Genomic DNA, 19,532 nt, shown 5'->3' on the forward strand with positions numbered 1-19,532 from the left:
CTCGCCGTTGCGGCCGTACATCGCCTGGAGCAGGTCGGCCTGCTCGGTCTTCGTCGGCAGTCCCGTCGAGGGCCCGCCGCGCTGGATGTCCACGATCAGCAACGGCAGTTCCAGACTCACCGCCAGCCCGATCGTCTCCGACTTCAGCGCCACACCCGGCCCCGATGTCGTGGTCACGGCCAGGGATCCGCCGAACGCCGCGCCGAGGGCTGCGCCGATGCCGGCGATCTCGTCCTCGGCCTGGAAGGTGCGCACCCCGAAGTTCTTGTGCTTCGACAGCTCGTGCAGGATGTCGGAGGCCGGGGTGATCGGGTACGAGCCCAGATACAGCGGCAGGTCCGCCTGCCGGGACGCGGCCACCAGCCCGTAGGACAGGGCCAGGTTCCCGGAGATGTTGCGGTAGGTCCCCGGCGCGAACGCGGCCGTGGCCGGAGCCACTTCATAGGAGACCGCGAAATCCTCCGTCGTCTCCCCGAAATTCCAGCCCGCCCTAAACGCCGCCACATTCGCCTCGGCGATCTGCGGCCTCTTCGCGAACTTCGCCCGCAGGAACGTCTCCGTCCCCTCAGTGGGCCGGTGGTACATCCAGGACAGCAGGCCGAGAGCGAACATGTTCTTCGACCGCTCGGCCTCCTTGCGTGAGAGGCCGAAGTCCTTGAGCGCCTCCACCGTCAGCGTCGTCAGCGGCACCGGATGCACCCGGTAGGCATCCAGCGACCCGTCCTCCAGCGGCGAAACCCCGTAACCCACCTTCGCCATCGGACGCTTCGTGAACTCATCCGTGTTCACGATGATCTCCGCACCCCGCGGCACATCAGCGATATTCGCCTTCAGCGCCGCCGGATTCATCGCCACCAGCACATCCGGCGCATCCCCCGGGGTGAGGATGTCGTGATCGGCGAAATGCAGCTGGAAACTGGAGACACCCGGCAGGGTCCCGGCAGGCGCCCGGATCTCGGCAGGGAAGTTCGGCAGCGTCGACAAGTCGTTGCCGAACGACGCCGTCTCCGACGTGAACCGGTCACCCGTCAACTGCATCCCGTCACCCGAGTCCCCCGCGAACCGGATGATCACCCGCTCCAGCCTCCGCACCTCCTTCACGGAAGCGGAACCCTCGGCGGGAGGGTGCTGGGGGCCGGGGCCCGAAGGCTCCCGCTCTGCCGACGGCGGGGCGACGCCGCTCGGCTGCTCGCCTGGATCGGCCTGTTCGGCCGGGCTGCTGACCTGGCTGGTCACTGCTTCGGACCTCCCTCGTGGCGGCGGCTCGCACGCGGTGGTGACGGCCGGCGTTCCCGTCGCCATCGTACGGGGGTAAGGGTCGCCTACCTGGGATGGAGCACAAGATCCCCGCCGCCGAAGGGCGGCGATATGTCAAGAGAGGCGAAGAATGCCCGGCCCGGGACCTCTTGCGGAGGCGGCGGGTCCGCTGGGTCTTTTGTCCTAGGACCCCGATCCGCGGCCCGCCTCACCAGCGGTGCTCTTCCCGTCCGACGGCAGGTCAGCCGGTCACGAGCGGAGGTAGGTCAGGACGGCCAGCACCCGACGGTGATCCCCGTCACTCGGCGACAGGCCCAGCTTGAGGAAGATGTTGCTGACGTGCTTCTCGACGGCGCCGTCGCTCACCACCAACTGCCGTGCCACGGCGGAGTTCGTCCTGCCCTCCGCCATCAGGCCGAGGACCTCCCGCTCGCGCGGGGTGAGCCCGGCCAGGACGTCCTGCTTGCGGCTGCGCCCCAGCAACTGGGCGACGACCTCCGGGTCCAGCGCCGTACCGCCCTCCGCGACGCGCACCACCGCGTCCACGAACTCCCGTACCTCGGCGACCCGGTCCTTCAGGAGGTAGCCGACGCCCCGGGTGCTCCCGGCCAGCAGCTCGGTCGCGTACTGCTCCTCCACGTACTGGGAGAGGACCAGCACGCCCAGGCCCGGGTGCGTGCGGCGGAGCTGTACCGCGGCGCGGACGCCTTCGTCGGTGTGGGTCGGGGGCATCCGCACGTCCGCGACCACCACGTCCGGCAGGGCGTCCGCGTCGGCGAGCTCCCCGATCACCTTCAGCAGGGCTTCCGCGTCGCCGACGCCGGCCACGACGTCGTGCCCGCGGTCGGTGAGCAGGCGGGTCAGCCCTTCGCGGAGCAGTACCGAATCCTCGGCGATGACGATCCGTACCCGGTCCTTCACGATTCCCTGGCCCCCAGCCTGCTTGTACGCGCTTTGCGCTTCCAAGCATCGCAGCAATTGGGTACCGGTGGGTGCGGCGCCGTTGCCTCCCCCAGACTCCGTCCGGGAGGTACCCCCAGCGGCGGGAGCGGCCTGCGGCCGCGTCCTCAAACGCCGGACGGGCTGAATTGCGCACCCGGGGGCTGGTGGCTTGCCCCCGGGCGCAAGCCCGACTACGCCACGTGGACGCGCCAGGGGAGTTCGGCGGTCACCGTCGTGGGGCCGCCGGTGGGGGAGTCGACCGCGAGCAGGCCGTCCACCGACCCGAGCCGTTCGGCCAGGCCCGCCAGTCCGCTGCCGGACGCGGTGGACGCCCCGCCCCGCCCGTCGTCGGAGACCTGGAGCAGCACCCGGTTCTCCGAGCGCCACACGTCGACCCGGGCGCTCCGCGCGCCACTGTGCTTGCTGATGTTCTGGAGCAGTTCGGAGACCGTGAAGTAGGCGATGCCCTCGATCGCGGGCACGGGCCGTTCCGCCAGGTCCACCTCGACCTGCACCGGCACCGTGCAGCGCGCCGCCAGTGCCGACAGGGCCGGGCCGAGGCCGCGGTCGGTGAGGATCGCGGGGTGGATGCCGCGGGCGAGGTCGCGGAGTTCCTGGAGGGCGAGCTTCACCTCGCCGTGCGCGTCGCCGACCATCCTCGCCGCCGCCTCCGGGTCCTCGTACAGCTTCTCCTTGGCCAGCCCGAGGTCCATGGCCAGGGCCACGAGGCGGGCCTGGGCGCCGTCGTGCAGGTCGCGTTCGATGCGGCGCAGGTCCGCGGCCGCGGTGTCGACGACCACGCCGCGGTCCTCCTCCAGCTCCCACACCCGGGTCGCCAGCCGGGACGGGCTCAGCAGGCCCAGCACCAGCATCCGGTCGCCGTAGGCGAGACCGCGGATGACCCAGGGGGTGCCCAGTACGAGGACCAGGCCGGCGAGGCAGGTCAGACCGATCGTGACGGAGCTGTCCAGATAGAAGGCGGTGCCGTTGGCGTCGCCGTACAGCTGGATGCCCGGCTGCCCCCAGTACGTCGGGTACATCCACTGGTACGCCGGGTAGAGGAACAGCGTCCAGCCGACCGTCCACAGGACCACCGACACGATGAAGGCCGCCACCGCCCACGGCAGGTGCAGCAGGCCGTAGAGCGCGTGCCGCCAGGACGTACCGCTCTTGAGCACCGCCCCCATCCAGGCCATCGGGCCGCCGCGGCCCTTCGGCGGCCGTACGGGCTCGGGCTCGGCGATCTCCAGCCCCAGCAGCCCGCGCGCCCGCGCGCGTTCGACCGTGCCGATGACCCGCGCGCCGAGGAGGCCGGCGGCCAGGACGGGCACCCCGAGGAAGGTGATCAGCAGCCCGGCGCCGAGCGACATCACGGTGACCGTGTAGGTGAAGGCCAGGACCGCCATCGGGAGGTTCAGCAGCAGGTGGAGGAACTCCCGGAAGGTGCGGGCCTCAAACGGCGCACGCAGCACGGCGGGTACGCGGTGGGCCCGCCTCTCGTCCATGGCCATCTCTTCGTCCGATCTCCAGATCCGCTGCGATGTTTCGCTGTGACGTCTCGCTGTGACGTCTCGCTGTGATGTCCCTTTGATGTCTCCACCCTGCCGCCGCGCGGTGGGTCCGGGCCATGCGGCAGGTCGGTGTCCTGGGGGTGGGGACAGCCCCACCTCCGGGGCTCGCCGGGGGCTTGCCGGGGGTGTTTCAGCGGTCGCGCCAGGGGAGTTCGGCGGTCACCGTCGTGGGGCCGCCGGCGGGGGAGTCGACCGCGAGCATGCCGTCCACCGACCCGAGCCGTTCCGCCAGCCCGGCCAGTCCGCTGCCGGTGGCCGTGGACGCCCCGCCCCGCCCGTCGTCGAAGACCTGGAGCAGCACCCGGTTCTCCGAGCGCCACACGTCGACCCGGGCGCTCCGCGCCCCGCTGTGCTTGCTGATGTTCTGGAGCAGTTCGGAGACGGTGAAGTAGGCGATGCCCTCGATCGCGGGCGCGGGCCGTTCCGCCAGGTCCACCGAGACGCCGACCGGGACCGTGCAGCGCCCTGCCACCGAGGACAGGGCCGGGCCGAGGCCGCGGTCGGTGAGGATCGCGGGGTGGATGCCGCGGGCGAGGTCGCGGAGTTCCTGGAGGGCGAGTTTCACCTCGCCGTGCGCCTCGTCCACCATCCTCGCCGCCGCCTCCGGGTCCTCCAGCAGCTTCTCCTTCGCCAGTCCCAGCCCCATCGCGAGCGCCACGAGGCGGGCCTGGGCGCCGTCGTGCAGGTCGCGTTCGATGCGGCGCAGGTCCGCGGCCGCGGTGTCGACGACGATGCCGCGGTCCGACTCCAGCTCGGCGACCCGCTGCTCCAGCTCGCTGGACGGGGACAGCAGCCCGCGCGCCATCGCCCGGTCCGCGTTCGTCATCAACCGGGCCAGATGCCCGAGGACCGGCCAGGCCACGAACAGCGAGCACAGGGTGATCGCGAAGGTGAGCACGCCCCACGGCAGCCGTACGACCGCGTAGAGCGTGGTCCGCCACGCCACCGGGTCCTTCAGCGCCGTCCACAGCCAGGGGAAGAACCCCTGGTTCCGGGGGTGCCGCGACAGGGGGCTCGGCTCGTCGATCCCCAGGCCCAGCAGTCCCCGGGCCCGCGCGCGCTCCACTCTGCCCAGTGCCCGCGAGCCCATCAGCCCGACCGCCAGCAGCGGCAGCCCGATCACGGTGACCGACAGCAGCACGCCCGCGTAGAGCCACAGCGTCACGTACACGAAGCCGAGCAGGCCCACCGGCAGGTTGAGCAGCAGGTGCCCGATCTCCTTCCACGTCCGCGCGCCGTACGCGAAGCGGGCGGGCGGCAGCCGGGGCCCTTCGTGATCGGTCCCGGGATCGACGGTGCTGGTCGTGCTGCGTGCGGCACTGCTGGCGGTCATACGCCAAGCCTGCCGGGCGGGCCCGGCCGATGCCATGGGGGCCCCGGGGTGGGCCCGGTGGGGATAACCCCACCTTCCGGCCGGGAAGCACTTCCCGCCGTGACCTTGTCAGGGCCTAGACTCCCGTGCGTAAAGATTCGTCGATATGTGCTGGACAGGGAGCGAGGACGGACGTGCCGGAGGCCACCGTGCGCACCAGCAGTGCGGGCGTCGCCGACGTCCAGCTGGCGACGGGCTCATTCCACAGTTACTTCCACGGCTACGCGGTGGTCGGACTGCTCGCCGTCATCGGCGTGCTCTTCGTCGCCGTGGCCTTCGCGGCCGGACGGCTGCTGCGGCCCGTGGTGCCGACGCCCGAGAAGCTGCTGACGTACGAGTGCGGGGTCGACCCCGTCGGCGAGGGCTGGGCACACACCCAGGTCCGCTACTACGTCTACGCCTTCCTGTATGTGATCTTCGCGGTGGACTCGATCTTCCTGTTCCCCTGGGCGACGGTCTTCGCCGCGCCGGGCTTCGGCGGCGCCACGCTCGTGGAGATGTTCATCTTCCTCGGCTTCCTCGCCGTGGGCCTGTTGTACGCATGGAAGAAGGGCGTCCTCGAATGGACGTGACACCCGTCGATCTGCCGGAACCCCGCCGCCTGGGCGTGCTCTCCCGGCTGGCCCCCGAGCCGATGAAGGTGGTCCTGAACTGGGGCCGCCGCTACAGCCTCTGGGTCTTCAACTTCGGCCTGGCCTGCTGCGCGATCGAGTTCATCGCCGCGTCCATGGCCCGGCACGACTTCATCCGGCTCGGTGTCATCCCCTTCGCGCCGGGCCCCCGCCAGGCCGACCTCATGATCGTCTCCGGCACGGTGACGGACAAGATGGCCCCGGCGGTCAAGCGGCTGTACGAGCAGATGCCCGAGCCGAAGTACGTCATCTCCTTCGGCGCCTGCTCGAACTGCGGCGGCCCGTACTGGGACTCGTACTCGGTGACCAAGGGCGTGGACCAGATCATCCCGGTCGACGTCTACGTCCCCGGCTGCCCGCCCCGCCCCGAGGCGCTGCTCCAGGGCATCCTCAAGCTCCAGGAGAAGATCGCGCAGGAGTCGCTGGGCGACCGGTACGCGACCGCCTCCGGCGCGGGCGGCGGCACGGGCTCCGGCCCGTCGGCCGCGGCGCTCAAGAGCGGCCTGGTGACGCCGCCGCCCGCGCCGGGCGCTGCGGATGCCGCCTCCGGTGGCTCCGACGCCGGTTCTCGCAACGGTTCCGGGGAGGCTGGACGATGAGCGAGCCCACGGAGCCGGACGCGCAGCGTCCGGCCCCCACTTCGCGCCCCCCCGAATCCGGAGATATCCAGCAGCCCGAGGGTTCTCCCCAGCCGGAGGCGACGCCGCCGCCCGTCGGGTGGCTGCCGCAGGGCGCCGCCGAACTGTTCGGCGAGGGCGCGAGCGCCGAGGAGGCGTACGGGCTGCTCACCGTCGACGTGCCCGCCGACGCGTGGCTCACCGCCCTCGAAACGGCCCGCACCACGCTGGGCTGCACCTTCTTCGACTGGCTGAGCGCGGTCGACGAGCCCGGTACGGGCTTCCGTGTCTGCGCGCACCTCGTCGCGCTGCCGGGCCCCGCCGCCACCGGCGTCCGCCGCCTCGTCGTCCGCACCACCGTGCCGCACGACAAGCCGGCGCTGCCGACCGCGATCGGCGTCTACGCCGGTGCGGCGTGGCACGAACGCGAGACTCACGAGATGTTCGGCGTGGACTTCACCGGCCACCCCCACCTCGTACCGCTGCTGCTCCCCGAGAGCTTCGAGGGGCACCCGCTGCGCAAGGACTTCGTGCTGGCCGCGCGGGTCGCGAAGGCGTGGCCGGGGGCGAAGGAGCCGGGCGAGACGGAGTCCGGCGGCCCGAAGCGCCGTCAGATGCTCCCGCCGGGCGTCCCCGACCCCAACGAATGGGGCCCCCTCAAGGGCCAGCTCCCCCCGGCCCCGGCCCGCCCGGCGCGCGGCGCCCGCGCGGCGGGTGCGGGGGCACCCGCCGCGGGAGACCGCCCTGTACGACGGGCGCGCAGCGTCGGCGAAGGCTCTGCGAGTCAGCAGCCTGCCGGGGACGCCCCGGCGCGGCGGGCACGCAGTGTGAGCGAGGGTTCGGCGAGCCAGCAGGAGGCCGGGGCCGCTCCGGCGCGGCGTACGCGGAGCGTGAGCGAAGGCTCCGCGAGCCAGCAGGCGGCCGAAGCGGTGGAGTCGCCGTCGACGGCGGACGACGCCGCGGGGCGTCCCGTTCGGCGCAGCCGTAGTGCGGCGGAGGGTTCGGCGAGCCAGCAGGAGACCGGGGCCGCTCCGGCGCGGCGTGCGCGCAGCGCGAGCGAGGGCTCCGCGAGCCAGCAGGCCGCTGCCGAGTCGGCGGAGCCGGGTGCGGCCGCACCCGCGCGCCGCAGCCGCAGCGCCGCCGACGGCTCGGCGAGCCAGACCGCGTCACCCGCCCCGCGCGGTGCGGCGGCACAGCCACCCCGCTCGTCCGACGCCCCGTGGCACCACGCCCGCCCGGCATTCGACGACGACACGCGCCCCGAGCCGGGAAGCGACGCACCGGCCGAGCCACCCGCGCCGGACGGCGACGCGTCGTCGCAGCCGCCCGTCGCGGAGGAACCCGCCGAGCCAGGCGCTCCGCGCCGCCCCGGCGGGGCACGGACAGAAGACCAGGAACCGGGCGCGAAGCGCCCTGACGCGGCTGGAGGTGACACCCGTGGGTGACGTTCTCGACGTGGTGCTGCGGCTCGCCGCCGTGTTCGTCGTGTTCCTGGTGCTGCCGCTGGCGATCGGACAGACCGAGCACAAGGTCATGGCCCATATGCAGGGCAGGCTCGGGCCGATGTACGCCGGTGGGTTCCACGGGTGGGCACAGCTGGTCGCGGACGGCGTGAAGTTCGCGCAGAAGGAGGACGTCGTCCCCGCGAACGCGGACCGGCGGATCTTCCAGCTCGCACCGGCCGTCGCCCTCCTCCCGTACCTCCTGGTCCTGATCGCGATCCCGGTCGGGCCGGGCAACGCCGTGGGCCAGGCGATCGACGCGGGCATCTTCTTCGTCCTCGCCGTGATGGGCGTCGGCGTGCTCGGCTCGCTGATGGCCGGATGGGCGTCCGCGAACAAGTTCTCGCTGCTCGGCGGTCTCCGGACCGCCGCCCAGCTGATGGCGTACGAGCTGCCGATGCTGCTCGCGGCGGCCTCGGTCGCCATGGCGGCGGGCACGGTCTCGCTGCCCGGCATCGTGGACGCCTTCCACTGGTGGTGGGTGCCCTGGCAGATCGTCGGCGGCCTGGTCTTCTTCACGGCGGGCCTCGCCGAGCTGCAGCGCCCGCCGTTCGACATGCCGGTGGCCGACTCCGAGATCATCTTCGGCGCGTACACCGAGTACACCGGCCTGCGCTTCGCCCTCTTCCTGCTCTCCGAGTACGCGGGCATCGTGGTCCTCTGCGGCCTCACGACGGTCCTGTTCCTCGGCGGCTGGCACGGGCCGTTCGGCGCGGACGGCCTCGGCTGGCTGTGGACGCTGCTCAAGACGCTCGTCCTCGCCTTCGTGGTCATCTGGCTGCGTGTCACCTATCCGCGACTGCGCGAGGACCAGCTGCAGAAGCTGGCCTGGACGGTCCTCATTCCGCTCGCCCTGGCGCAGATCGCGCTGACCGGCGTCGTCAAGGTGGTGATCTCCTCATGAGCTTCCCCGGCTCCGGTCTGGCCAAGGGCCTCGCCGTCACCCTCCGCACGATGACGAAGCGTTCGGTCACGGCCCAGTACCCGGACGTGCAGCCCGAACTGCCGCCCCGCACCCGCGGGGTCATCGGCCTGTTCGAGGAGAACTGCACGGTCTGCATGCTGTGCGCCCGTGAGTGCCCGGACTGGTGCATCTACATCGACTCCCACAAGGAGACGGTGCCCCCGGCCGCCCCCGGCGGCCGCGAACGCAGCCGGAACGTCCTCGACCGCTTCGCGATCGACTTCTCGCTCTGCATGTACTGCGGCATCTGCATCGAGGTGTGCCCCTTCGACGCGCTGTTCTGGTCGCCGGAGTTCGAGTACGCGGAGACCGACATCCACGACCTCACCCACGAGCGCGACAAGCTGCGCGAGTGGATGTGGACGGTGCCCGAGCCGCCCGCGCTGGACCCGGCGGCCGAGGAACCGAAGGAGGTCGCCGCGGCACGCAAGACCGCCGAGAAGCTGGCGGCCCAGTCGGAGAAGCAGAAGCCCGAGAAGCAGAAGGAGGAGGGAGCGGCGTGACCGGTACCCACACGCTCGCCGCGCAGGCGCACGGCTTCCTCTCCACCTCCGGCGTGGAGATCGCCTTCCTCCTGGTCGGCCTGGTCACCCTGGGCGCGGCCCTCGTCACCGTCACCACCAAGCAGCTGGTGCACGCCGCCCTGTGGCTGGTGGTGACGCTCGGCGGGCTCGCCGTCGAGTACCTCCTGCTCACGGCGGAGTTCATCGCCTGGGTGCAGGTGCTGATCTACGTGGGGTCCGTCGTCGTCCTCCTCCTCTTCGGACTGATGCTCACCAAGGCGCCCATCGGCCGTTCCCCGGACGCCGACTCGGGCAACCGCTACCCCGCCCTCGGGGTCGCCGTCGCCGCGGCCGTCGCCCTCGTCTGGATCGTCGCCGACGCCTTCCGCACGACCTGGATCGACCTCGACGGCGCGCCCCAGGGCACCACCAAGGTCTCCGGAGAGATCCTCTTCCGGCACTGGGTGCTGCCCTTCGAGGCGCTGTCCGTCCTGCTGCTCGCCGCGCTCGTCGGCGCGATCGTCCTCTCCCGCAGGAAGAACGCACAGACAGGGGAGAAGCGCTGATGCACCTCGTCTACCCCGCCGTGCTCGCCGCCCTGCTCTTCTGCACCGGCCTCTACGGAGTGCTCGCCCGGCGCAACGCCATCCTCGTCCTGATGTCCGTCGAGCTGATGCTCAACGCCGTCAACCTCAACCTCGTCGCCTTCGACGTGTGGCTGCGCGACACGCTCCACGCCGGACAGGCGCTCACCCTCTTCACCATCGCCATCGCCGCCGCCGAGATCGGCATCGGCCTGGCGATCGTGCTGCTCGTGTACCGCAACCGCGGCACCGCCGACGTCGACCGGCTCCGCGACCTCAGCGAGGACGCGCCCGGCCCCGACGCCGGAGCCGGTGACCGCGAGAAGACGGCGGAGGCCGCCGCGTGACGACCACGACCACCGCCGCACTCGTCCCCCTGCTGCCCTTCCTCGGCGCCGCCGCGGGCCTGCTCCTCGGCCGCCGCGCGCCCGGCTTCGTACGGCCCCTGGCCGTGCTGCCGACGCTCGCCGCCGCCGTGCTCGCCGTCGTCGTCGCCTGCCGGCAGGGCGGCGGCGACCCCCTCGACGCCGCGACCCGGCTGACGCCCACCGGGTCCGTGCCGATCGACCTCGCCCTGCACCTCGACGGCTTCGCCGTCCTCGTCGCCGTGCTCGTCGGCACCGTCGCGACCTGCGTCCAGCTCTACTCGACGGCCTACCTGCGCGACGACCCCCGCTACCCCTCCTACGCCGCCCTCGTCTCCCTCTTCACCGCCGCGATGCTGCTCGTCGTCTACTCCGGCGACCTGATGGTGCTGCTGGTCGGCTGGGAGATCATGGGCATCTGCTCGTACTTCCTGGTCGGCCACTACTGGGAGACCGAGGCCGCGCGGGCCGCCTCCCTCAAGGCGTTCCTGGTCACCAAGCTCGGCGACGTCCCCTTCCTGATCGGCATCCTCGCGCTGGCCGCCGACGCCGGGACGTTCCGCATCAACGGCATCCTCAGCGCCGTCGGCTCCGGTGCCATCGGGCACCCGACGCTGATCGCGCTGCTGCTGCTCGCCGGAGTCGCGGGCAAGTCCGCGCAGTTCCCGCTGCACACCTGGCTGCCCGACGCCATGGCGGGCCCCACGCCCGTCTCCGCGCTGATCCACGCCGCGACGATGGTCGCCGCCGGCGTCTACTTCGTCGCCCGGCTCCTCCCCCTCTTCACCGCCTCCGCCGCGGCACTCGTGGTGCTCGCCGTGATGGCGGCGGTCACCATGATCGGCTCGGCGCTCGCCGCGCTCGCCCAGGACGACATCAAACGCGTCCTCGCCTACTCGACCGTCGGCCAGCTCGGCTACATGACCGGCGCCCTCGCCGTCGGCGACCGCGACGCGGCCGTCTTCCACCTCATCACCCACGGCGCGTTCAAGGCCCTCCTCTTCCTCGGCGCGGGCGTGATCATCCACGCCGCGGGCACCAACTCGCTCGGCGCGATGGCCCGCACGGGAGCCCTGCGCAAGCGCATCCCCGACGCGTACTGGACGATGACCGTCGCCCTGCTCGCGCTCGCCGCGATCCCCCCGTTCAGCGGCTTCTTCTCCAAGGAAGCCGTGCTCGGCGCCGCGGAGCACGCCACCGGCGCGGACGCCCACGGCATCCCGCACGCGGCCGGCTGGACCGTCCTCGTCGCCGGACTGCTCACCGCCCTCCTCACCGCCGCCTACGCCACCCGGCTCTGGCTGCGCGCCTTCCACGGCAAGGGCCCCGAGGCCGCCGACCACGGCAGGCAGCCCACCGCCATGAACGCCGTCCTCTGGATCCTCTTCCTCCCCACCCTCGGGCTCGGTCTGGCCGCCTGGAAGCTGCCCGACTGGTTCGACGGACACTCCCTCACCCCGACCCTCACCACCTCCGTCCTCGGCACCGGCTGCGCCCTCGCCGGCGTGGCCGTCACCTACGCCGCCTGGCGGCGCACCGCCCCCCTGGCGGCCCGCGCGCCCCTGGGCGCCGTCGCCGCCGACCCGGACGCGGCCCCCTACATCTCCGAGGAAGAGACCATCGCCACCCACGTGGCGGCCTACGGACACATCGCGGGCGCCCACGACCCGTCCGACCCCGGCCGTCTCCTCCTCGGCCCCCTGCACCGCCACGCGGTCGCCGGGTTCCACCTCGACGCCGTCTACTCGACCCTGTTCGTCCGGCCCGTGCGCGCCGCGGCCCGCCTCGTCCGCTTCCTCGACCGCGAGGTCGTCGACGCCTACGTCAGCGGCGCCGGAACCGCCCCCCGCCTGCTCGGCGCGGCCGTCCGCCGCGCCCAGACCGGCAATGTGCAGACCTATCTCAGCGCCCTGCTCGCCGGCTCCGTCGTCCTGGCTGTCGCCGCCGTGCTCGTAGCCACCGGAGCCTGACCGTGAGTCATACCGTCATGCAGATCCTCCTCGCTGCGACCGTCGTCGTCCCCCTCCTCGGCGCCGTCGCCGCCCTGCTCCCGGCCCCGCCCGGCCTCAAGGGCAGGAACCCGGACCAGGCCGTACTGCGCCACGGCGTCACCGTCACAGGCGCCGTGCTCGCGCTGTCCGTCGCCCTCGCCGCGGGCTTCGACCACGACCACCCGGCGCGGATGCAGGCCACCACCGACGTCAGCTGGATCCCGGCCCTCGGCATCCGGATCCACCTGGGCATCGACGGCGTCTCGCTCCCCCTCCTCGTGCTCACCGCGCTGCTGACCTTCCTCAGCGCGCTGTACAGCTACTTCAAAATGCCCGCGGGCCCGTCTCCCAAGGCATTCGTCGCGCTGATCCTCGTGCTCGAGGCCGGCACCCTCGCCAGCTTCGCCGTCCTCGACCTGCTGCTGTTCTTCCTGGCGTTCGAGATGGTGCTCATCCCGATGTACTTCCTCATCGCCCGCTGGGGCGGCGAGGGCAGGGAACGCGCCGCGTGGCGGTTCATCCTCTACACCCTGCTCGGCTCCGTCGTGATGCTGCTCGGCCTCCTCCTCATCGGCATCAAGGGCGGCACCTTCGACATGGTGGCACTGGCCACTGACAACGGCTCAGGACTCAGCCACTCCACGCAGGTCATCGCCGTTCTGGCCATCGGCGCCGGACTGGCCGTCAAGGCCCCGATGTGGCCCCTGCACAGCTGGCTCCCCGACGCCCACACCGCCGCCCCGACCGTCGGCTCCGTCCTCCTCGCGGGCGTCCTGCTGAAGATGGGCACGTACGGCTTCGTCCGCATCGTCCTGCCCATCGCCCCCGACGGCGCCCACACCTTCGCGCCCTACCTCGCCGCCTTCGCGGTCGTCGGCATCATCTACGGCTCGCTCGCCTGCCTCGCCCTCGCCCGCAGCGGCGCCAAGGGAGACCTCAAGCGCCTCATCGCCTACTCCTCCGTGGGCCACATGGGCTTCGTCCTCCTCGGCATCGCCACCCTCACCCCCACCGGGGTCAACGGCGCCCTCTTCGCCAACATCGCCCACGGCCTCATCACCGGCCTCCTCTTCTTCCTCGTCGGCGCCATCAAGGACCGGCACGGCACCAGCGACCTCGACGCCCTCTCCGGCGCGACCGGCGCCGCGCTCTACGGCCGCGCGCCCCGCCTGGGCGGCCTTCTCGCCTTCGGCGCCGTCGCCTCCCTCGGACTGCCCGGACTCGCCGGGTTCTGGGGCGAGATGCTCGCGATGCTCGGCGCCTTCCGCCCCGCCGACGGGCTCAGCCGCCCCGCCTACCTCACCTTCATGGCCCTGGCCGGCTTCGGCACGCTGCTCACCGCCGCGTACATGCTGATCGTGGTCCGCCGGGTGTGCATGGGCGGCAACGGCGACACCCAGGCCACCGGAGTGGCGGTCCACGCCACCGGGCCCGCCGTCGCCGACGTCCGGACGTACGAACTCGCCGCCTGGACCCCGCTCGTCGTCCTCACCGTCTTCGCCGGGCTCTGGCCCGCAGCCCTCCTCGGCCTCACCGACCCGGCCGTCCAGCAGCTTCTTCGAGGAGGCAACTGATGGTTTCCCTCGCCGGAGGCGAACTGGTCCAGTCCGTCGACTGGCTCGCCATCGCCCCGCCCACCGTCACCGCCGCGGTGGCGCTCGTCGTCCTCGTCGCCGACCTCTTCGTGCCCGAGCGGAAGAAGCCCCTCCTCGGCCGGCTCGCCATCGGCGGCCTCGTCCTGGCCGGGCTTTCCCTGCTGCCGCTGCTCGACGGCGACCGCTCGACGTTCTGCCTGACGTCGGGCACGCGCGCGTGCAGCTACACCGCGGACCACTTCACGCTCGTCGTCCAGTTCCTGGTGCTCGGCGGCGCCCTGCTGACGGCCCTGCTGTCCATCAGCGACATCGTCGACTTCGAACTCCCCTCGGGGGAGTACTGGTTCCTGCTGCTGTCCTCCGCCGCGGGCGCCGCGCTGCTGCCCGCCGCCCGGGACCTCGCGACCCTCGTCGTCGCCCTCGAAGTGGCCTCCCTGCCCGCCTTCGCCCTCGTCGGCCTGCGCCGCGACGACCGCCGCTCCTCCGAGGCGGCACTGAAGTTCTTCCTCTCCTCGGTCACCGCCACCGCCGTCATGCTCCTCGGCGTCAGCTTCGTCTACGCCGCCACCGGCACCCTGCACCTCACCCAGGTCGCCGACGCCCTGACCCACGTGGACCCCCGCCTCGACGTCCTCGCGCAGGCGGGCGTGGCCCTCACCCTCGTCGGCTTCGCCTTCAAGACCGCGGCCGTCCCCTTCCACTTCTGGGTGCCCGACACCTACGTGGGCGCACCCCTGCCCATCGCCGCCTACCTCTCCGTCGTCGGCAAGGCCGTCGGCTTCACCGGCCTCATCCTGGTGACCGTCGTCGGCTTCCCCTCGTACGCGGACGTCTGGGGCCCCGTCCTCGCCGTCCTCGCCGCGCTCACCATGACGGTCGGCAACGCCGCCGCACTGCGCCAGCGCCCGGACCGCGCGCACAGCGCCGTACGCCTCCTCGCCTGGTCCTCCGTCGGCCAGGCGGGCTACCTGCTGGTGCCGATCGCGGCCGCCGGATACACCGACGACCCCGGGCGGGCCATCGGCTCCACCGTCGCGTACGCCCTGATGTACGCGGCCGTGAACCTCGGCGCCTTCGCCGTCGCCGCGCTCGTCGCCCGGACGAGCCCGGCCAACCGCATCGCCGACTACCGCGGCCTCTACGCCCGCCGCCCCCTCGCGGCCCTGGCCCTCGGCTTCTTCCTGCTCTGCCTCGCCGGGCTGCCGCCCGGCATCATCGGACTGTTCGCCAAGGTCACCGTCTTCTCGGCGGCCGTCGACGCCGGGCTGGGCTGGCTGGCCGTCGTCATGGCCGTCAACGTCGTGATCGCCCTCTTCTACTACCTCCAGTGGACGGCCGTGCTGTTCCGCCCGGCGGAGGAGACAGCGGAGGAGGCCGTGGGGGAGACCACGGAGGGGACCACGGGGGAGCAGGCACCCGCGCGGATGCCCGTACCGCTGGCCATCGCCATGACCCTCGCGGCGGCCCTCGGCATCGTCCTCTCCGGCGCCCCGCAGCTCGTCCTGCGCTTCGCCTCGGGGGCGCTGCTGTAGCCCGCGGCCTCACCCGTACGGCCCAGGCGCCCCTCGCGCGCACAAGGGAACTGGCGGCCTTCGTCTGGCGTTGATCGGGCAGGAAGGTTCCACTGGAGGCTCCACCGCGAAGTGGAGCGCACCGCAGCAAAGGGTTCCCCTGCCGCACCATTTGGAGGGCGTACCGTGCACCGCCGGCACAACGGGCTCAGGACCGCCGTCCTCCTCGGGGGGCTGTCCGCGCTCATCATCGTCATCGGCAGTCTCTTCGGGCGCGCCGGCCTGGTCGTCGCCGTCCTGGTGGCGCTCGGCACCAACGCCTACGCCTACTGGAACAGCGACAAGATCGCCCTGCGGGCCATGCGCGCCCGCCCCGTCAGCGAGTTCGAGGCGCCACAGCTCTACCGCATGGTGCGCGAGCTCTCCACGGCCGCCCGCCAGCCCATGCCCCGGCTGTACATCTCCCCGACCGAGGCACCCAACGCCTTCGCCACCGGCCGCAACCCCCGCAACGCCGCCGTCTGCTGCACCGACGGCATCCTGCGCCTCCTCGACGAGCGCGAGCTGCGCGGCGTCATCGGCCACGAGCTCAGCCACGTCTACAACCGCGACATCCTGATCTCCTCGGTCGCGGGCGCGCTCGCCTCGGTGGTGATGTTCCTCGTCAACTTCGCCTGGCTGATCCCCTTCGGCCGGTCCGACGACGACGAGGGCCCCGGCCTCCTCGGCATGATCATGATCATGCTGCTGGGCCCGATCGCGGCCTCCCTCATCCAACTCGCCGTCAGCCGCTCCCGGGAGTACGAGGCCGACGCCTCCGGCGCCCGCCTCACCGGCGACCCGCTGGCCCTGGCCGCCGCCCTCCGCAAGCTCGAAGTGGGCACCCAGCGCGCCCCGCTCCCCCCGGAGCCCCGCATCGAGACGGCGAGCCACATGATGATCGCCAACCCCTTCCGCGCGGGCGAGGGCCTCTCCAAGCTCTTCTCCACCCACCCGCCGATGGCGGAGCGCATCAGCCGCCTGGAGGGCATGGCGGGGCACCGGCTGTAAGCGCCCCGGGCCGCCGAGGAAGAATGGCGGCATCGGTTTCGGGCCGGACGGCATCATCGTCAGGGCCCACGGGGGCGTAAGGAACGCACGGTGGAAGACTTCAGGCATCCCCTGGCCAACTCGGCCGCGGCGATCGGCTGGTTGCTGGTGGGCGTCGCGGCGGTCGTCGCCTCGGTATGGCTGCTCGCCGTCGAGACTCCGGAACGGGCCGGCCGCGACCACGCGCTCAAGTCCGCGGCGGCCTGCCCCTCCCCACCGCGCACCGCACCGGCGGACTGCCTCTGGGCCCAGGAATTCACCGTCTCGGACGTCCACCTCCAGAAGGGCCGGGGCGACAGGACCAGGGCCACGCTCACCAGCCCCGAGACCGGACCGTGGCGGACCGAGTACCGCAACGAAGGGCCGCTCCTGGAGCAACTGCGCGACGGGGACCGGGTGGTGGGCACCATCTGGCGCGGCAACGTGGTGAAGATCGCCGCACACGACACCGAACAGGTCACGGACGCCAGCCCGACCGACCTCGCGGAGGCATCGCTGGGCCTCGCGACCGCTCTGGGCCCCTCCGGACTGCTGCTCACCGTCGCGTGCGGCTGGCGGTGGCTGCGCCGCGCGGACCGCGAACCCACCAGGCCGATGCGGGCCCTCGTACGGCTCGCCGCGGCACTGGCCGTCGCCGCACTCCCGCCCGGGATCGCGGTCACCCTCCTCAAGGCCCCGCTCTGGCTCATCCCGGGAACCTGGCTGCCCCTGGCCGCGCTCTGCACCTGGTGCGCGGTGGACTACGCCCGCCGCCCCCCGAAGCCGGCTCCGCTCCCGCGCCTGGGCGTGCCGCTCTGACGGCCGGCCCCGCTCCGGGCCGCTGCCCGGGACAGGCCCGCGCAACCATCGTCCGCCCCGTGGACGTCCTGTTCGCTAGGGACTGTTTCGCGTGGGAGGCTGTTGTTCATGAGGTTCATCCTGAATGTCGTCTGGCTGGTCCTCTGCGGCCTCTGGATGGCGATCGGCTACGTCATCGCCGGGCTGATCTGCTGCCTCCTCATCGTGACGATCCCCTTCGGCATCGCCTCCTTCCGCATCGCCGGCTTCGCCCTGTGGCCCTTCGGCCGTACGACCGTCGAGCGGCGCGACGCCGGGGCGGGTTCACTGATCGGCAACGTGATCTGGTTCGTGTTCGCGGGCTGGTGGCTGGCGTTGGGCCACATTTTCACCGGTATCGCGCTGTGCCTGACGATCATCGGAATCCCGCTGGGCATCGCGAACTTCAAGCTGATCCCGATCTCACTGATGCCGCTGGGCCGTGAGATCGTGTCGACGGACGAGGCGTACGCGGGCTACCGCTGGTAGCCGCGACTCCCGGACGCGTCAGGGCTGGAGCTGACGTAACGTCAGGCGGCTGTGGCTGCGGACCACTTGATACGACGAGGGCGCGTCGGGGGGAAGTGCTCCCCGACGCGCCCTCGTCGTATCGGCTCACGGTCCGCGGTCGACGGCCGACCGGCGAACTAGCGGTAGTTCACGAACTGGATCGCGAAGTCCAGGTCCTTGCCCTTGAGGAGGGCCTGGACCGTCTGGAGGTCGTCGCGGCTCTTGGAGCTGACGCGCAGCTCGTCGCCCTGGACCTGCGCCTTGACGCCCTTCGGGCCCTCGTCGCGGATGATCTTGGCGACCTTCTTCGCGTTCTCCTGCGAGATCCCCTCCTCGATCGAGGCGAAGATCTTGTACTCCTTGCCGGAGGCCTGCGGCTCGCCCGCGTCCAGGGACTTCAGCGAGATACCGCGCTTGACCAGCTTGGTCTCGAAGATGTCGAGGACGGCCTTGACCCGCTCCTCGGCATTGGCGCGCATCTCGATCTTCTCGCCGGACCAGGCGATCGAGGCGCCCACGCCCTTGAAGTCGTAGCGCTGAGAGATCTCCTTGGCGGCCTGGTTGAGGGCGTTGTCGACCTCCTGCCGCTCGACCTTCGAGACGATGTCGAAACTGGAGTCGGCCATATTGAGTTGGCTCCTCGTGCGTAGATCCATCAGGGGTGCGGCCGGGTGCCGCTCCGCAAGCCTAGTCACCCGGGCCCCGTTCGAGGGGTGATGAATCGAGTGGCGGACCACCCCTGGTCATCGGGTATGGTTTACGTCGTTGCCACGGAGCACCACCGCAAGGCGGTCCCGGGGCGGCAACCCTTGGCGGTGTGCCCGAGTGGCCAAAGGGAGCAGACTGTAAATCTGCCGGCTCAGCCTACCCAGGTTCGAACCCTGGCGCCGCCACATGTGAAGGCCCTTCTCTCCGGAGAAGGGCCTTCTGTGTTTCCTCTGCGCGCCGACTGCGCGCCGACCCTTGTGATCCGCCGCACAGCGGGGAAGGGCGCTCAGCCCTCCACGACGCTCCGCACCGCCTCCGCCACGGGCGTGTCGCCACCGATCAGCTCCAGCGTGCGCCCGGCCGTACGCGGTTCGGCCAGCAACTCCGCCAGCACGGCCGCGACGTCGTCCCGGGTCACCGCGCCCCGGCCCGTGGACCCGCCCAGGGCCACCCGGCCCGTACCGGGCCCGTCGGTGAGGGCGCCGGGCCGCAGGATCGTCCAGTCCAGGCCCGTCCGCGCGCGGACGTCCGCGTCGGCGGCGCCCTTCGCGCGGAGGTACGCGGCGAAGACCGGGTCGGTGCCCTCGGCGGGCTCTCGGTCGGCGCCCATGGACGAGACCACCACGAACCGCCGCACCCCGGCCGCCTCCGCCGCGTCGGCGAACAGGGCGGCCGCGCCGCGGTCCACGCTGTCCTTGCGCGCGGCGCCGCTCCCGGGCCCCGCACCGGCCGCGAAGACGGCCGCGTCCGCCGACTCCAGGTGCTTCACGAGGTCCTCGACCGAGGCCGACTCCAGATCGCACACGACCGGCTCCGCACCCGCGTTGAGCAGATCCCCCGCCTGTTCCGGCCTGCGGATGACGCCCGCGACCTCGTCCCCGCGCGCGGCGAGCAGACGCTCCAGCCGCAGCGCGATCTGACCATGTCCACCAGCGATGACAATGCGCATGATCCGACCGTACGCGGTCGGTACGCGGTGTGGCGCGCGCCGCCATGTGGAAGG

At 72.0% G+C, this 19,532-nt stretch carries 19 protein-coding genes and 1 tRNA gene; 14 read left to right on the top strand and 6 right to left on the bottom strand.

All coding sequences use genetic code 11. The features are described from left to right. The 4 genes from ACWD4A_RS12440 to ACWD4A_RS12455 form a co-directional block, all read right to left on the bottom strand. A partial coding sequence (locus ACWD4A_RS12440; protein WP_451192840.1) for a 2-oxoacid:acceptor oxidoreductase family protein occupies nt 1-1,236 on the bottom strand: 1,236 nt, incomplete at its 3' end. 270 nt (nt 1,237-1,506) lie between these two features. Next, entirely contained in the window at nt 1,507-2,178 is a 672-nt protein-coding gene (locus ACWD4A_RS12445; RefSeq protein WP_451192842.1) for a response regulator, read from the bottom strand. 212 nt (nt 2,179-2,390) lie between these two features. Then, the gene (locus tag ACWD4A_RS12450; RefSeq protein WP_451192844.1) at nt 2,391-3,710 is read right to left on the bottom strand and encodes a sensor histidine kinase; all 1,320 of its coding nucleotides are present in this window, start codon (nt 3,708-3,710) and stop codon (nt 2,391-2,393) included. A 190-nt stretch (nt 3,711-3,900) separates the two neighbouring features. Next, a complete protein-coding gene (locus ACWD4A_RS12455) occupies nt 3,901-5,103 on the bottom strand; it encodes a sensor histidine kinase (RefSeq protein ID WP_451192846.1) in 1,203 nt (400 codons plus the stop codon). Nucleotides 5,104-5,276: 173 nt separating this feature from the next. On the opposite strand from ACWD4A_RS12455, the gene ACWD4A_RS12460 reads away from it, so the two are divergent. The 13 genes from ACWD4A_RS12460 to ACWD4A_RS12520 all read left to right on the top strand — a co-directional run bounded on the left by ACWD4A_RS12460 (nt 5,277) and on the right by ACWD4A_RS12520 (nt 17,800). After that, the gene (locus ACWD4A_RS12460) at nt 5,277-5,714 is read left to right on the top strand and encodes an NADH-quinone oxidoreductase subunit A (protein WP_451192847.1); all 438 of its coding nucleotides are present in this window, start codon (nt 5,277-5,279) and stop codon (nt 5,712-5,714) included. Next, on the top strand, nt 5,705-6,373 hold the full coding sequence (locus ACWD4A_RS12465) for an NADH-quinone oxidoreductase subunit B (RefSeq protein ID WP_451192849.1): 669 nt from the start codon (nt 5,705-5,707) through the stop codon (nt 6,371-6,373). The genes ACWD4A_RS12460 and ACWD4A_RS12465 overlap by 10 nt, the downstream gene beginning before the upstream one ends. After that, the gene (locus tag ACWD4A_RS12470; RefSeq protein ID WP_451192851.1) at nt 6,370-7,836 is read left to right on the top strand and encodes an NADH-quinone oxidoreductase subunit C; all 1,467 of its coding nucleotides are present in this window, start codon (nt 6,370-6,372) and stop codon (nt 7,834-7,836) included. Before ACWD4A_RS12465 ends, ACWD4A_RS12470 begins: the two co-directional genes overlap by 4 nt. Beyond that, on the top strand, nt 7,829-8,797 hold the full coding sequence (locus ACWD4A_RS12475; RefSeq protein ID WP_451192853.1) for a complex I subunit 1/NuoH family protein: 969 nt from the start codon (nt 7,829-7,831) through the stop codon (nt 8,795-8,797). The genes ACWD4A_RS12470 and ACWD4A_RS12475 overlap by 8 nt, the downstream gene beginning before the upstream one ends. Beyond that, nucleotides 8,794-9,360, top strand: coding sequence for a NuoI/complex I 23 kDa subunit family protein (locus ACWD4A_RS12480; protein WP_451192855.1), 567 nt, complete (start codon nt 8,794-8,796; stop codon nt 9,358-9,360). The genes ACWD4A_RS12475 and ACWD4A_RS12480 overlap by 4 nt, the downstream gene beginning before the upstream one ends. Beyond that, the gene (locus tag ACWD4A_RS12485; RefSeq protein WP_451192857.1) at nt 9,357-9,926 is read left to right on the top strand and encodes an NADH-quinone oxidoreductase subunit J family protein; all 570 of its coding nucleotides are present in this window, start codon (nt 9,357-9,359) and stop codon (nt 9,924-9,926) included. Before ACWD4A_RS12480 ends, ACWD4A_RS12485 begins: the two co-directional genes overlap by 4 nt. Further along, on the top strand, nt 9,926-10,291 hold the full coding sequence (gene nuoK / locus ACWD4A_RS12490) for an NADH-quinone oxidoreductase subunit NuoK (RefSeq protein ID WP_451192859.1): 366 nt from the start codon (nt 9,926-9,928) through the stop codon (nt 10,289-10,291). The genes ACWD4A_RS12485 and nuoK overlap by 1 nt, the downstream gene beginning before the upstream one ends. After that, a complete protein-coding gene (locus ACWD4A_RS12495; protein WP_451192860.1) occupies nt 10,288-12,279 on the top strand; it encodes an NADH-quinone oxidoreductase subunit 5 family protein in 1,992 nt (663 codons plus the stop codon). Before nuoK ends, ACWD4A_RS12495 begins: the two co-directional genes overlap by 4 nt. Before the next feature lie 17 nt (nt 12,280-12,296). Next, nucleotides 12,297-13,874 (top strand): complex I subunit 4 family protein, encoded by a 1,578-nt coding sequence (locus ACWD4A_RS12500; RefSeq protein WP_451193003.1) that lies wholly within the window; start codon nt 12,297-12,299, stop codon nt 13,872-13,874. Then, a complete protein-coding gene (locus ACWD4A_RS12505) occupies nt 13,874-15,427 on the top strand; it encodes an NADH-quinone oxidoreductase subunit N (RefSeq protein WP_451192862.1) in 1,554 nt (517 codons plus the stop codon). The genes ACWD4A_RS12500 and ACWD4A_RS12505 overlap by 1 nt, the downstream gene beginning before the upstream one ends. 165 nt (nt 15,428-15,592) lie before the next feature. Then, nucleotides 15,593-16,456, top strand: coding sequence for a zinc metalloprotease HtpX (gene htpX / locus ACWD4A_RS12510; RefSeq protein WP_451192863.1), 864 nt, complete (start codon nt 15,593-15,595; stop codon nt 16,454-16,456). 90 nt (nt 16,457-16,546) lie between these two features. Further along, nucleotides 16,547-17,293, top strand: coding sequence for a hypothetical protein (locus tag ACWD4A_RS12515; protein WP_451192864.1), 747 nt, complete (start codon nt 16,547-16,549; stop codon nt 17,291-17,293). 108 nt (nt 17,294-17,401) lie between these two features. Continuing rightward, nucleotides 17,402-17,800 carry a YccF domain-containing protein gene (locus tag ACWD4A_RS12520; protein ID WP_451192866.1) on the top strand — a complete coding sequence of 133 codons (399 nt, stop codon included), beginning with the start codon at nt 17,402-17,404 and terminating at the stop codon, nt 17,798-17,800. A 158-nt stretch (nt 17,801-17,958) separates the two neighbouring features. Here the strand turns inward: ACWD4A_RS12520 and ACWD4A_RS12525 are convergent, their stop codons facing one another. Further along, on the bottom strand, nt 17,959-18,447 hold the full coding sequence (locus tag ACWD4A_RS12525) for a YajQ family cyclic di-GMP-binding protein (RefSeq protein WP_451192867.1): 489 nt from the start codon (nt 18,445-18,447) through the stop codon (nt 17,959-17,961). Nucleotides 18,448-18,632: 185 nt separating this feature from the next. On the opposite strand from ACWD4A_RS12525, the gene ACWD4A_RS12530 reads away from it, so the two are divergent. After that, nucleotides 18,633-18,714, top strand: a tRNA-Tyr gene (locus tag ACWD4A_RS12530). A 101-nt stretch (nt 18,715-18,815) separates the two neighbouring features. On the opposite strand, the gene ACWD4A_RS12535 is transcribed toward ACWD4A_RS12530, so the two are convergent. Further along, on the bottom strand, nt 18,816-19,478 hold the full coding sequence (locus ACWD4A_RS12535; protein WP_451192869.1) for an NAD(P)H-binding protein: 663 nt from the start codon (nt 19,476-19,478) through the stop codon (nt 18,816-18,818). Nucleotides 19,479-19,532: the final 54 nt, after the last annotated feature.

Source organism: Streptomyces sp. NPDC002537, assembly GCF_053594975.1.